A 14,027-nucleotide genomic window follows, 5' to 3' on the forward strand; every position below is an offset into this window, starting at 1 on the left:
GTCGCCTCGCCTTTTATCTCGTTATCGCTCGGCAGGCCCGATCTCGGCCGCACACAAAAGGATTGCTTCCATGACCATGCTCAAAGACCCTTCGAAGAAATACCGCGCTTTCCCGACCATCGACCTGCCTGACCGTACCTGGCCGTCGAAGACCATCACCGCCGCGCCAATCTGGTGCAGCTCCGACCTGCGTGATGGCAACCAGTCGCTGATCGAGCCAATGGATTCGGAGAAGAAACTGCGCTTCTGGAAGACCCTGGTGCAGGTTGGCGTGAAGGAAATCGAAACCTCGTTCCCGTCCGCCTCGCAGACCGATTTCGACTTCGTGCGCATGCTGATCGAAGACGGCCACATCCCGGACGACACCACCATCCAGGTGCTCACCCAGGCCCGTGAAGACCTCATCGCCCGCACCTTCGAGTCGCTGCGCGGGGCGAAGAAGGCCATCGTCCACCTGTACAACGCCACCAGCCCGTCGTTCCGCCGCATTGTCTTCAACCAGGACAAGCAAGGCGTGAAGGACATCGCGGTGAACGCAGCCAAGCTGTTCGTCAAGTACGCCGCCCAGCAGCCGGAAACCCAGTGGACCTTCCAGTACTCGCCGGAAACCTTCAGCGCCACCGAGATGGAGTTCGCCAAGGAAGTCTGCGACGCGGTCATCGAGGTGTGGAACCCTACCCCCGAGCACAAGATCATCCTCAACCTGCCGGCCACCGTGGAAGTGTCCACCCCGAACATCTACGCCGACCAGATCGAGTGGTTCTGCCGTAATGTCAGCCGTCGCGACAGCGTGATCATCAGCCTGCACTGCCACAACGACCGTGGTACCGGCATTGCCGCCACCGAACTGGGCCTGATGGCCGGTGCCGATCGTGCCGAAGGCTGCCTGTTCGGCAACGGCGAGCGTACCGGTAACGTCGACCTGGTGACCCTGGCGCTGAACCTCTACACCCAGGGCATCGACCCGCTGCTGGACTTCTCCGACATCGACGGCGTGCGCAAGGTGGTCGAAGAGTGCAACCAGCTGCCGGTGCACCCACGCCACCCGTACGTGGGCGACCTGGTCCACACCGCGTTCTCCGGCTCGCACCAGGACGCCATCCGCAAGGGCTTCGCCAAGCAGCAGGAAGGCGAACTGTGGGAAGTACCTTACTTGCCGATCGACCCGGCCGACATCGGTCGCAGCTACGAGGCGGTGATCCGCGTCAACAGCCAGTCGGGCAAAGGCGGCATCACCTACCTGCTCGAGCAGGAATACGGCATCAGCCTGCCGCGCCGCATGCAGATCGAATTCAGCCAGGTAGTACAGGGCGAAACCGACCGCCTGGGCCTGGAAATGACCGCCCAGCAGATCTACAGCCTGCTGCACAAGGAATACCTGCAGGCCAACTCCCCGTATGCGCTGGTCAGCCACCGTCTGCAGGAAGAGAACGGCCACAGCGCCGTGGAAGTGGAAGTCGCCGGTGAAGGCGAAACCACCCTGCACTGGCGCGGCAAGGGCAACGGTGCACTGGAAGCACTGGTGGCCGGCCTGCCGATTGCCGTGGAGATCATGGACTACAACGAGCATGCCATTGGCGCCGGCACCAATGCCAAGGCCGCGGCCTATATCGAACTGCGCGTGGCCGGTGGCCGCCCGGTGCATGGTGTGGGTATCGATGAAAACATCACCACGGCCAGCTTCAAGGCATTGTTCAGCGCGCTGAACCGCTCGCTGAGCCAGCAGGAAGCCAAGGCGGCCTGAGCCATACCGCATGAATGAGAAAGCCCGCATCGTTTGATGCGGGCTTTTTTGTTGGCCTGTGCCGGCCTCTTCGCAGCACAAGGCTGCTCCTACATGGGGCAGCGCAAGGTCCGGATGCTATGCAGTTCCTTGTAGGAGCAGCCTTGTGCTGCGAAGAGGCCGGCACAGGCACTGCAAGAATTTCAGGCAAAAAAAGGGGCGCCGACCAAGCGCCCCACAAGCCGTAAAGCACACAACAAATTCAGTTGGCGTCCAGCAGCGCCATCGCCTCCGCGCTGCACGCTTCGATCCGCGCCCAGTCGCCGTTCTTGATCCAGCTGCTGTCGAGCATCCAGGTACCACCCACGCACATCACATTGGGCAGCGCCATGTAGTTGCGCACGTTGGCCGGGTTCACACCGCCCGTAGGGCAGAAACGAATATCGCCGAACGGGCCGCCAAAGGCCTTGATCGCCGCTACCCCGCCGCTGATCTCCGCCGGGAACAGCTTGAAGCGGCGGTAGCCCAGGGCGTAGCCCATCATGATTTCGGACGGCGTGCTGATGCCTGGCAGCAGCGGGATCTCGCTGTCCACACCAGCTTCGAGAATGTCTTGGGTAATGCCTGGCGTAACGACGAATTGCGCACCCGCAGCTTCAACCGCGGCGAACATGCCACGATCGAGCACGGTGCCGGCACCGACACAAAGCTCCGGGCGCTGCTCGCGCAACACCTGGATGGCCTTCAGGCCATATTGCGAGCGCAAGGTCACTTCCAGGGTACGGATACCGCCGGCGGCCAGGGCGTCAGCCAACGGCAGGATGTCTTCCTCACGGGCGATGGTGATCACCGGCAGGATGCGCGCCTCTTTGCAAATGGCGTCGATCCGTGCGGCTTTGTCGGCCATCGAGAGCTTGGGCTGTGGGCGTTCGAGGGTGGTCATGACTGTGGATCCTTGGCTCATGGGCACCAGTAGATGTCCAGGGGGGCGTGAAGAAAAGCGCGTATCGGCATTTCGGAAAGGTCGGTGCCAGCCAGCGCGGCGCGCAGGGTAGCGAGTTTGCCCTGCCCTTGTACGGACAGCGCGGTAAAGGCGGAACTGGCCAGCAGCGAGCGGGTCATCGAAAGGCGCTGGCGCGGCACGCTCGGTGCCAGCAAAGGCAGGCAGCGGCGTGGGTTGGCCAGGTCGAGGCCTGCTTCCAGGTTGGGGCTGGCGGGGAACAGCGAAGCTGTATGGCCATCATCCCCCATGCCCAGCACCAGTACGTCAATTGGCGGCAGCTCGGCCAAGGCCTGATCGGCCTTGCCTGCAGCGGCATCAAGGTTCTCCGCCTGCTGGTAAAGACCAACGAAGCGGGCCTTGGCCGCCGCGCCCTTGAACAGGTGGCGCGCCAGCAGGCCGGCGTTGCTGTCGGCATGCTCCACCGGCACCCAGCGCTCATCGGCCAGGCTGACGGTGACCTTGGCCCAGTCGAGGTTTTCGCTGGCCAGCTTCTCGAGGAACGGCACCGGGCTGCGGCCGCCGGATAGCACCACGCAGGCCTGGCCCTTGGCGGCAATGGCTGCGCGCAGGCGCTCGGCCACGTCATGGGCCTGGGCTGCGGCCAGAGCCTTGGCATCCGCCAGCTCATGTACCGTCACAGTCGCTGGCAGTTTCAGTTCAGATATCCCCATACCACGCCCTCCCATCGCGTGTGATCAGTGCAATCGAGCTCATCGGCCCCCAGGAGCCTGCGGCGTACGGTTTGGGCGCATCGCCTGCGTTACGCCAGCCAGCAATCAGCTGGTCGCACCACTTCCAGGCATACTCGATTTCATCCTTGCGCACGAACAGGTTCTGGTTACCGCGCATCACTTCGAGCAACAGCCGCTCGTAGGCATCCGGGATCCTTGCACTGCGCCAGGTATCGGAGAAATTCAGCTGCAACGGGCCGCTGCGCAGTTGCATGCCTTTATCCAGGCCCTGCTCCTTGGTCATCACCCGTAAAGAAATGCCTTCGTCCGGTTGCAGGCGGATGATCAGCTTGTTACCGATCTGCAAACGCTGTTCCGGAGCGAAGATGTAGTGCGGCGTTTCCTTGAAGTGGATGACGATCTGCGACAGTTTCTGCGGCATGCGCTTGCCGGTACGCAGGTAGAACGGCACCCCCGACCAGCGCCAGTTGCGGATGTCAGCACGCAGGGCGACGAAGGTTTCGGTGTCGCTCTGGGCGTTGGCGTTGTCTTCTTCCAGGTAACCGGGCACCGGCTTGCCATCGCTGTAGCCGGCGATGTACTGGCCGCGCACCACACGGGTGCTCAGCCCTTCACCGGTGATCGGTGCCAGGGCCTTGAGTACCTTGACCTTCTCGTCACGGATGGCGTCGGCCGACAGTTCGCTGGGCGGGTCCATGGCGATCAGGCACAGCAGCTGCAGCAGGTGGTTCTGGATCATGTCGCGCAGCTGGCCGGCCTTGTCGAAGTAGCCCCAGCGGCCTTCGATACCGACCTTCTCGGCGACGGTGATCTCCACATGGGAGATGGAATTCTGGTTCCACTGGGTTTCGAACAGGCTGTTGGCGAAACGCAGGGCGATCAGGTTCTGCACCGTTTCCTTGCCCAAGTAGTGGTCGATGCGGTAGACCCGGCTCTCTGGGAAGAACCGAGCCACAGCATCATTGACCCGGCGCGACGACTCCAGGTCGTGGCCAATGGGCTTCTCCAGCACCACTCGGGTGCGTGCGGCCAGCCCGGCCTTGTCGAGGTTTTCGCAGATGGCCCCGTACACCGCCGCAGCGGTGGCGAAGTAGGCAATCAGCGGCAGCTCGCCCGGCAACTGCTCGGCCAGGGCCTGATAGCCCTCGGGCTGGAGGAAATCCAGGTGCTGGTAGCTCAGCCTGGCGAGGAAACGGCCCAGCGCGGCGGGCTCGATATCGGCCTCGGGCACATGCCGGCGCAGGTGCGCCTCGATGCTGTCCAGGTGGCCCTGCGCGCTACCGGCCTCGCGGGCCAGCGCCAGCAGGCGGGTTTCCGGGTGCAGCAGGTTGGCCCGGTCGAGCTGATAGAGGGCAGGAAACAGCTTGCGCAATGCCAGGTCGCCTAGGGCGCCAAACAGGGCAAAGGTGCAAGGTTCGACACTGATCGCAGCCATGATGTTGGTTCTTTCCTAAAGTTGGTCTAGGAATACCGCTTTCACATACGGTTTTCAAGGGATAATGTAGTAAAAACCACAACATTACACACAAGTGTTACAGACAAGTGGTACGTCAACCGCGCCGACAGTACGATAGACGACCGTGCAAAAAGCCTGCTGCTCCAACAGCCGGCTGTCTTCCCGACCCAAGGACACACCCATGGACCGCGTGCGAAACCTCCTGGAACAGATCCAGGGCCGCCTCGACGAGCTGAACAAGGCCGAACGCAAAGTCGCCGAAGTCATCCTGCTCAATCCGCAACAAGCCACCCGTTTCAGCATCGCTGCGCTGGCCCAGGCGGCCAAGGTCAGCGAACCGACCGTCAACCGCTTCTGCCGCTCGTTCGGCGTCAGCGGCTACCCCGAGCTCAAGCTGCAGCTGGCGCAGAGCCTGGCCAGCGGCGCCGCCTACGTCAGCCGCGCGGTGGAGGCTGACGATGACCCGGCAGCCTACACCCAGAAGATCTTCGCCAGTGCCATCGCCTCGCTCGACAGCGCCTGCCAGCAGCTCGACCCGCAACAGGTCAGCCGTGCCGTGGACATGATGATCCAGGCCCGGCAGATCCACTTCTTCGGCCTGGGCGCCTCGGCCCCGGTGGCGCTGGACGCCCAGCACAAGTTCTTCCGCTTCAACCTGGCAGTATCGGCCCACGCCGACGTGCTGATGCAGCGCATGCTGGCCTCGGTGGCGCACACCGGCGACCTGTTCGTCATCATCTCCTACACCGGGCGCACCCGCGAACTGGTCGAGGTGGCCCGCCTGGCCCGGGAAAACGGCGCCTCGGTACTGGGCCTGACCGCTGCCGGTTCGCCACTGGCCAATGCCTGCAGCCTGAGCCTGCACATTCCGCTGCCCGAAGACACCGACATCTACATGCCGATGACCTCGCGGATCATCCAGCTGACCGTGCTCGATGTGCTGGCCACCGGCATGACCCTGCGGCGCGGCGTGGACTTCCAGCCGCACCTGCGCAAGATCAAGGAAAGCCTCAACGCCAGCCGCTACCCGATCGAGGACGACGAGCTCAACTGAGCCGGTGGGCCTGCAGGCGCAGGTGGGCACGCTGCCCCGGCGCCAGGCTCAGGCCCTCGCCACTGCCGCTGGCGGCCTCGACACAGACGAAGCGCTGGCATTCACGCCCGGTCACGCCCATCAGCGGGCGGTTGCCCGGGTGCCACACCACCGTGTCGTCGCTGTCACCGGTATCGATGCACAGCTCGCGCTGCCAGGCCGGGTCCTGCAATTGCACCCGCGGCGTGCCGGGGTAGACCTTCTGGCAACCGCCCTTGAGCTTCAGCGCGCCATCTTCACGGCAGGCCTGGCGGTTCAGGCGGTCGTAGCCTTCGATATCCTCCAACCCGGACAGCGCTATCTCGGACACGTCACTGATGCGCCAGTAGGCCAGCAGGGCATGGCTCAGCTGACAGGGTTCGCTGTCCTGGTGCTCGGTGCTCAGGCTCAGCTCCATGCGGCTACCCAGCCGGGCATGCAGGTCGACCTGCCAGTCGCACAGGTCCAGCCGCCATTTCAGGGTTACGCCCTCCTCGTCCTCGCGGCTGTCCACCAGCTTCCAGTCGAGCAGGCGCGCCCAGCCATGGGCGGGCCACAAGTCCTCGCTGGGGTGGCGTCCATACCATGGCCAGCACACCGGCACGCCACCGCGGATCGCCCCCACCTGCGGCCACTGCTCGGCGCACCACAGCCAGGGCCGTTCACCCGCTGGTTGAAAATGCAGCAGTTGCGCACCCTGGCGGCTGAACACCGCCTGGCAACGGGGATGGTCGATGATCAGCACATCGCGCTGCTGGTAACGCTCCCACTCGAATGTCGGCCGGGGCCGCTGCGAGGTGAAGAAGCGATGGAGCGGATGTTCGGGCATGGTTCAGAGCTCTTGTTGTTTGAGATAGCGCTGTCTCGGCCTATCCCCGACAACCACTGAAGACCAGTGGTTGCCGGGTACCGAAGTGGATTGGCGTAAATTTACAACAATTGCTCTCAGAATGACGACTGAATCTTCAAACCTGCGACCAGCGCGTTATCCACCTCATCCACGCCGCCGGGGCTCTTGATGTACTGCAGGTTGGGCCGCACGGTCAGCCAGTTGGTGACGTGGAAGCCGTAGTAGAGCTCGGCGTTGTACTCGGTACGCTGCAACGGCACGAAGCCTGGGTTGTCGTAATCGCTGATGCCGTTCTGGGCGTTGAGCAGTTCGGCGCGTTTCTTCACATCGTCATTCACATGAATGCGCGCCACGCCGAAGCCGATATCGTCCTTGGGCCGGGCGTCGAATGCGCCTTTGTAGACCAAGCCCACTTGCTGATAGTTGTCGACGACGTTGGTGGCCTTGTCGTGCACGGTGAAGTTGGCGAACAGGCTCAGGCCACGGTTTACATCGCCGCCATGGGCAGTGACCTGCTGCTGTGCCACCACCCACCAGCCATGCTTGCTGGAGTGCGACTTGAAGGCCTCGCCCGTCAGCGCCTGCGGGTTGCCGTTGACGTCATCGAACACATCGTCGGCCTTGGCCGTGCTGTAGTAGTAACCCAGGCGGTACTCGCCCGGCAGGCCGTTGACCTTGGGTGACCACACCGCTTCCACCGGCAGGATCGCGCCTTTGGTGCCGCTGCCACTGAGCTTGAAGCCGTTGCCGGTTTCCAGGTTGGAAGGGTTCTGCTCGAAGGCACCGACCTGAACGAAGAATTCCGGAGTGATGTTGTATTTTACCCGCAGCGCCCACTGGCTGACCGGCCAGTTGTACCAGATGCCGCCAACCCAGTTGCCCACCTGCGAGCCGCAGAAGGCCAGGTTCTGGAAGTCGCAGGGGAAACTGTTGAAGTCCTCGCCCTCGCCGAAGCGGCCGAATTTCACGTCCAGCGCACCGTCGAAGTACTTCTGCTTGACCCACATCTGGGTCAGGCGCCAAGTCTGGCCGCGGCCCCACACTTCCTGCACCGAGCTGAACTGTCCGGCGCGCGGGTCGCTGATGCGGTCGTTGGACAGGTTGCGGCCGCTGCGCTCGGTGATCGCCAGCTTGAACTCGGCGTCGTGCCAGCCAAAGATTTTCTGCAGGTCCAGGTGCGCGCCGAGGGCGAACTGGTCGCTGTAGCGCGCAGTCTTGTCGTCGTTGTATCCACCGTGCAGGTTACCGGCAACCTCGCCGACGTAATCGAGGGTGAAGTCATAGCCCTTTTCCAGCAACTCGGTGCGGGTGCCGCCCCAGTCGCCGGTCATCCACTTCGATTCGCTGGAGAAAGCTTCGGCAGCCTGAACGCTGCTGCCAACAGCCATCGCCAGTGGCGCGAGCAAGGCCAGCGAGCCCAATGTCCTGATGCGTTTGCGCTGTTCCATCCCTTTGCGTCCTCTTTTTCTTATTTGATGGTGTAGACGAGTTATCGGCCCTTGAAGTGCGCCACGTTGTCTTTCATGGTTGCAGCAGTGGTGGCCAGGTGCAGGCGCTCGCCGCTGGCGGCGTCGAACAGCAGCACCCGGGCTGGGTCGAATTGCAGGTTCAGGTTATCGCCGACCCGGCACGCCACATCCGGCGCCAGGCGGCAGCAGACCTTGGTCTGGTTGAGGGTGACGAATACCAGCAGGTCTGGCCCGGTGGGCTCGGTCACCTGCACCTCGGCGCGAATGCCGGGCAGGCCATTGCCCTCGGCTGCGCCCAGGGCAATCTGCTCGGGGCGGATGCCGAGGATCACCTCGCGGCCATCCATCTCGTCCGCGGCCATTCCCAAGGGCAGCTCGCAACGCGCCTGGCCGCTGTCGAGCACGGCCAGCAGGCGCCCGTCCTGTTGCGTGAGGCGCACCGGGATGAAATTCATCGGCGGCGAGCCGATGAAGCTGGCGACGAACTGGTTGGCCGGATCGTTGTAGATTTGCTGCGGGGTGCCGAACTGCTGGATGATGCCGTCCTTCATCACCGCCACCTTGTCGCCCAGGGTCATGGCCTCGATCTGGTCATGGGTGACGTACACGGTGGTGGTCTTCAGGCGCTGGTGCATCAGTTTCATTTCGGTGCGCATCTCGACGCGCAACTTGGCATCGAGGTTGGACAACGGTTCATCGAACAGGTAGATCTTCGGCCGCCGTGCCAGCGCCCGGCCCATGGCCACGCGCTGTTGCTGACCACCGGACAGCTGCGCCGGCTTGCGCGCCAGCAGGTGCTCGATCTGCAACAGCTTGGCCACCCGCGCCACTTCCTCGTCGATTGCAGCTTGCGGCAGCTTGCGGATCTTCAGGCCGAACTCGATGTTCTCGCGCACGCTCATGGTCGGGTACAGCGCGTAGGACTGGAACACCATGGCGATGTCGCGGTCCTTGGGGCTCATGCCGCTGACGTCCTGCTGGTCGATGAGTATCGCGCCGCCGGTGATCTGCTCCAGCCCGGCGATGCAGTTCATCAAGGTCGACTTGCCGCAGCCCGAGGGGCCGACCAGGATCAGGAACTCGCCATCCTTGATCGACAGCTGGATGTCCTTGAGGGTGTCCGGCAAACCGCTGCCGTAGGTCTTGTTCACATTGCGAAGTTCGAGCGTTGCCATGACTTACCCCTTTACCGCGCCAGCAGTCAGCCCGCGGACGAAATATTTGCCTGCCACCACGTAGACCAGCAGGGTTGGCAGGCCGGCGATCATCGCCGCCGCCATGTCGACGTTGTATTCCTTGGCCCCGGTGCTGGTATTGACCAGGTTGTTCAGGGCCACGGTAATCGGTTGCGAATCGCCGCTGGAGAACACCACCCCGAACAGGAAGTCGTTCCAGATCTGGGTGAACTGCCAGATCAGGCAGACCATGATGATCGGCGTGGACATCGGCAGGATGATGCGGCGGAAGATGGTGAAGAACCCGGCACCGTCCAGACGCGCGGCCTTGACCAGCGCATCGGGGATGCTTACGTAGAAGTTGCGGAAGAACAGCGTGGTGAAGGCCAGGCCGTAGACCACGTGCACCAGCACCAGGCCGGTCGTGGTGCTGGCCAGGCCGAGCTTGCCGAGGGTGAACGAGGCCGGCAGCAGTACGGTCTGGAACGGCAGGAAGCAGCCGAACAGCAGCAGGCCGAAGAACAGCTGTGAACCGCGGAAGCGCCACATCGACAGCACATAGCCGTTCAGCGCGCCGATGGCGGTGGAGATCAGCACCGCTGGCACGGTGATCATGATCGAATTCCAGAAGTAACCGCTGACCGTGCTCCAGGCCTTGACCCAACCGATGCCGGTAAATACTGCCGGCCAGCTCAGCAGGTTGCCGGTGCTGATGTCTTCCGGGGTCTTGAAGCTGGTCAGCAGCATCACCACCAACGGTACCAGGTACAGCAGCACCGCCAGCAACAGCACCGCGTGGATGGCGATGCGGCTCGGGCTCAGCACCGCTTTGTCGAGAGGGCTATGCATGGCGTTTGCTCCGCAGCTCCGAGTACAGGTAAGGCACGAGGATCGCCAGGATCGCCCCGAGCATCAGGATGGCGCTGGCCGAGCCCATGCCCATCTGGCCGCGGCTGAAGGTGAACGAATACATGAACATCGCCGGCAGGTCGGACGAGTAGCCTGGGCCGCCGGCAGTCATCGCCGCCACCAGGTCGAAGCTCTTGATGGCAATGTGCGCGAGGATCATCAGCGAGCTGAAGAACACCGGGCGCAGGCTGGGCAGTACCACGCGCCAGTAGATGCGCGGCAGGCTGGCGCCGTCGATCTGCGCGGCACGGATGATCGACGGGTCGACGCCACGCAGGCCGGCAAGGAACATTGCCATGATGAAACCCGAGGCCTGCCACACGGCGGCGATCACCAGGCAGTACACCACCCGGTCGGGATCAATCAGCCAGTCCAGGCGAAAGCCCTCCCAGCCCCAGTCACGCAGCAGCTTGTCCAGGCCCATGCCGGGGTTGAGCAGCCACTTCCAGGCGGTACCGGTGACGATCATCGACAGCGCCATGGGGTACAGGTAGATGGTGCGGATGAAACCTTCGCGACGGATGCGCTGGTCCAGCAAGACCGCCAGCACTACGCCGATGACCAGGCTGATGGCGATGAACAGGCCGCCGAACAGCACCAGGTTCTTGCTTGCCACCCACCAGCGGTCGTTGTCGAACAGCCGGGCGTATTGCGCCAGGCCGGCCCATTTGTAGGTAGGCAGGAAGGTCGAGGTGGTGAAGGACAGAACGAAGGTCCAGAGGATGTAGCCGTAGAAGCCCACCAGGATGATGAACATGCTAGGCGCCAGCACCAGCTTGGGCAGCCAGCGCTGTAGCGCGTCCAGGGGTGAGGCCCGCAGTTGGGCGGTTGCTGTGGTCATGGTTCACCTCAAAGGCGCCGCACTCCCCTGTAGGAGCGGCCTTGTGTCGCGATGGGCTGCGCAGCAGCCCCAAAGGACTCAAGGTCGATTACCTACCTTAAAGATCGAGTGCGCAGGTTATGGGGCTGCTGCGCAGCCCATCGCGACACAAGGCCGCTCCTACAACGGAATCGCGTCAGCTTTACTGGGCAGACTTGATCGCCGCCGCCAGCTTCTTCGCCGCATCGGCCGGGTCGGCCTTGGGGTCGTTGATGTAGTTGGTCACCACATCGAAGAACGCGCCCTGCACGGCCAGCGTGGTGGCCATGTTGTGCGCCATGCTCGGCTGCAGGCCGCCATTTTTGGCATCGGCCAGGAAGTCCTTGGCAGAGGTCTGCGCGCAGGCGTCGAAGCCATACTTGCCCATGTCGGCCAGCATGTCGTTGCGCACCGGGATCGAGCCCTTGTTGCTGCTGAAGACCTTCTGGAAGTCCTCACCCAGCACCTTGCGGGCAATGTCCTGCTGGCCGGCAGACGTGCCGGCGTCGTTCTGCTTGAACACCACCAGCGAGTCGATGTTGTACAGGAAGGCCTTTTCGGTGCCGGGGAACGGCACGCACTGGTAGTCCTTGCCGGCGGTCTTCTTCGCCAGGGTCCATTCGCTCTTGGCCCAGTCGCCCATGATCTGCATGCCGGCCTTGCCGTTGATGACCTTGGCCGCTTCCAGGTTCCAGTCCTGGCCTTTGCCATCCGGGTCCATGTAGGTGGCGACCTTTTTCAGTTCGGTCAGCGCCTTGACCATCTCCGGGCCGGTCAGGGCCGCGCTGTCGAGGTCGACCAGGGCCTTCTTGTAGCCATCGGCCCCCATCACCGCCAGCACCACGCTTTCGAACACGGTGCTGTCCTGCCACGGCTGGCCGCCATGGGCGAGCGGGATGAAGCCGGCGGCCTTGAGCTTGTCGGCGGCGGCATAGAATTCGTCGAGGGTGGCTGGCGCCTTGTCGATCCCGGCCTTCTTGAAGACGTCGGGATTGATCCACAGCCAGTTGATGCGGTGGATGTTCACCGGGACGGCGACATAGTCACCGCCGTACTTGACGGTGTCCGCGACTTTCTTGTCGAGCAGTGAGTCCCACTTTTCTTCCTTGGCCACATCCTTGAGCACATCGGCGTCGAGCAGGCCGGTGGCAGCCCAGTCCTGGATGTCCGGGCCCTTGATCTGCGCGACACCCGGCGGGTTGCCGGCCACGGCGCGGCTCTTGAGCACGGTCATGGCGGTGGCACCACCACCACCGGCGACGGCGCCGTCCTTCCAGGTGAAGCCATCCTTTTCAACCTGGGCCTTGAGCACATCGACCGCCGCTTTTTCACCACCGGAGGTCCACCAGTGCACGACCTCGACACTGCCTTTGGCATCGGCAGCCAAGGCACTCAGCGGGAACAAGGAGGCCAGTGAGATTGCGGCAGCGAGACGGAGCGTGGAATTCATCGAAGCACCTTTCTTGTTGTTATGCCGTGCAAGTCGATCGCTTGCGTTGCATGAAGTCTAAACAGCGTGCTCGCCTCGCCAGGTAACGAAGCGATGCGCGAATGTCATCGTTTGGTTACATTGCCGGCCAGGCTGCTGGCCAGGCTGGGTGCCAGTGGCAAGCCCGGCAGCAGCAGCGCCTGGTAGGCATGGTAGAGGTCGGGTTTGCCTGGCCAGATGGTCGCAGCGGGCTGGTTGTGTGCATCGAGCTCGTGGTGCCAGCTGCCAGCGCCATGGTCGATGAAATGGTTGGCGATGAAGTCCCAGCAACGGCGGTACCACTGTTCGTAGTGCGCCTCGCCCGTGCGCAGCAACAGGGCCGCGGCGGCGGCGCAGGCTTCGGCATGCACCCAGTGCAGGCGTGCGCGCACCACCGGGCGATCGGCCCAGTCCAGGGTGTAGACGAAACCAGGTGTGCCATCGACGCTCCAGGCCTGCCGGCAGGCTGTGTCGAATAATGCGCGGGCGCAGTCTGGCAGCCACTGCGGGGCTTGCAGGCCGGACCGTTCCAGGCTGGCCTCCAGGTGCAGCAGCAACCGCGCCCACTCCAGGGCATGCCCGGGCGTGGAGCCATAAGGCCGGAAGTGGTCTGCCGGGTGCGCCTGGTTGTAGTGCGGCAGCGGCTGCCAGAGGGCGTCGAAATGCTCGATGACCCGGTAGCCGTTGGCGGCGGCATGGGTATGGATGATGCGTTCGGCGATGCGCAAGGCGCGTTGCAGCCACAGGTTGTCGCCAGTTACGTCTGCCAGGGCCAGGAAGGCCTCGACCGCATGCATGTTGCTGTTGGCGCCACGGTACTGCTCGGGCAACTGCCAGGCGCGGGAGAAGGCTTCCCGCAGGGCACCCTCCTCTTCGCTCCAGAAATGCGCTTCGAGCACCTGCACCGCGTCTGCCAGCAGGGCTGGTGCACCACCAGCACCTGCCATCACAGCCGAGCAGGCGGCCAGGGCGACAAAGGCATGCAGGTAAGCCGCCTTGCCGCTGTCGTCATGGCCACCGGGGTGGGCGAACCAGCCGCCGTAGGTGGCATCCTGCAGCGCACCACGCAGGGCGGCCACACCGTGTTCGGCATAGGCCAGGTAGCCGGGCACCCCCTGCAGGTGGGCCAGGGCAAAGCAGTGGGTCATGCGGGTGGTGATCAGGGTTTCGGCGCGGGCACCGGGGGCAAGCAGGCCTGCGGCGTCGAGGCTACCGAAGCCATCGGGCAGTTTCGAAGCCGTGGCGAAGGCCAGCAGGCGTTGCCCTTCTGCCATGCGCCAGGCGTTGTGGGCCGGGGCATCGAGCCAGCGGGTGGAAGCCAGGTTGGAGGTGCTCATGGGCCAGCTTGATC

General features: G+C 63.6%; 12 protein-coding genes. 2 read left to right on the forward strand and 10 right to left on the reverse strand.

The features are described from left to right. The first annotated feature begins 70 nt into the window (after positions 1–70). Positions 71–1,744, forward strand: coding sequence for a 2-isopropylmalate synthase (gene leuA, locus IMX18_RS19355; RefSeq protein ID WP_217190041.1), 1,674 nt, complete (start codon positions 71–73; stop codon positions 1,742–1,744). A 241-nt stretch (positions 1,745–1,985) separates the two neighbouring features. Here leuA and IMX18_RS19360 read toward each other — a convergent pair whose 3' ends face one another. The 3 genes from IMX18_RS19360 to zwf are packed head-to-tail and all read right to left on the reverse strand — an operon-like array spanning position 1,986 to position 4,853. After that, positions 1,986–2,666, reverse strand: coding sequence for a bifunctional 4-hydroxy-2-oxoglutarate aldolase/2-dehydro-3-deoxy-phosphogluconate aldolase (locus IMX18_RS19360; RefSeq protein ID WP_015269102.1), 681 nt, complete (start codon positions 2,664–2,666; stop codon positions 1,986–1,988). Positions 2,667–2,683: 17 nt separating this feature from the next. Continuing rightward, positions 2,684–3,397, reverse strand: a complete 714-nt coding sequence (gene pgl / locus IMX18_RS19365) for a 6-phosphogluconolactonase (protein WP_015269101.1) — start codon at positions 3,395–3,397, stop codon at positions 2,684–2,686. Further along, positions 3,384–4,853 (reverse strand): glucose-6-phosphate dehydrogenase, encoded by a 1,470-nt coding sequence (gene zwf / locus IMX18_RS19370; protein ID WP_015269100.1) that lies wholly within the window; start codon positions 4,851–4,853, stop codon positions 3,384–3,386. Before zwf ends, pgl begins: the two co-directional genes overlap by 14 nt. A 211-nt stretch (positions 4,854–5,064) precedes the next feature. Here zwf and hexR point away from each other — a divergent pair, with 211 nt between their 5' ends. Continuing rightward, the gene (gene hexR / locus IMX18_RS19375; RefSeq protein WP_169774905.1) at positions 5,065–5,928 is read left to right on the forward strand and encodes a DNA-binding transcriptional regulator HexR; all 864 of its coding nucleotides are present in this window, start codon (positions 5,065–5,067) and stop codon (positions 5,926–5,928) included. Here the strand turns inward: hexR and IMX18_RS19380 are convergent. The 7 genes from IMX18_RS19380 to IMX18_RS19410 form a co-directional block, all read right to left on the reverse strand. Continuing rightward, positions 5,921–6,775: a D-hexose-6-phosphate mutarotase gene (locus tag IMX18_RS19380; RefSeq protein WP_013971129.1), complete on the reverse strand. Its 855-nt coding sequence runs from the start codon at positions 6,773–6,775 to the stop codon at positions 5,921–5,923. The genes hexR and IMX18_RS19380 overlap by 8 nt on opposite strands. A 116-nt stretch (positions 6,776–6,891) precedes the next feature. After that, complete coding sequence (locus IMX18_RS19385) at positions 6,892–8,184, reverse strand: carbohydrate porin (RefSeq protein ID WP_225903945.1); 1,293 nt, start codon at positions 8,182–8,184, stop codon at positions 6,892–6,894. Between the two features lie 101 nt (positions 8,185–8,285). Next, positions 8,286–9,440, reverse strand: a complete 1,155-nt coding sequence (locus tag IMX18_RS19390; RefSeq protein ID WP_013971127.1) for an ABC transporter ATP-binding protein — start codon at positions 9,438–9,440, stop codon at positions 8,286–8,288. A gap of 3 nt (positions 9,441–9,443) precedes the next feature. Continuing rightward, positions 9,444–10,289: a carbohydrate ABC transporter permease gene (locus IMX18_RS19395; RefSeq protein ID WP_003257967.1), complete on the reverse strand. Its 846-nt coding sequence runs from the start codon at positions 10,287–10,289 to the stop codon at positions 9,444–9,446. Continuing rightward, positions 10,282–11,190 (reverse strand): carbohydrate ABC transporter permease, encoded by a 909-nt coding sequence (locus IMX18_RS19400; protein ID WP_217190040.1) that lies wholly within the window; start codon positions 11,188–11,190, stop codon positions 10,282–10,284. The genes IMX18_RS19395 and IMX18_RS19400 overlap by 8 nt, the downstream gene beginning before the upstream one ends. A 181-nt stretch (positions 11,191–11,371) precedes the next feature. Beyond that, positions 11,372–12,658: an ABC transporter substrate-binding protein gene (locus IMX18_RS19405; protein ID WP_217190039.1), complete on the reverse strand. Its 1,287-nt coding sequence runs from the start codon at positions 12,656–12,658 to the stop codon at positions 11,372–11,374. Between the two features lie 104 nt (positions 12,659–12,762). Beyond that, a complete protein-coding gene (locus IMX18_RS19410) occupies positions 12,763–14,013 on the reverse strand; it encodes a D-mannose isomerase (RefSeq protein WP_015269096.1) in 1,251 nt (416 codons plus the stop codon). Positions 14,014–14,027: the final 14 nt, after the last annotated feature.

Origin of the sequence: Pseudomonas shirazica (assembly GCF_015168335.1) — a bacterium.
Lineage (GTDB): Bacteria > Pseudomonadota > Gammaproteobacteria > Pseudomonadales > Pseudomonadaceae > Aquipseudomonas > Aquipseudomonas asiatica.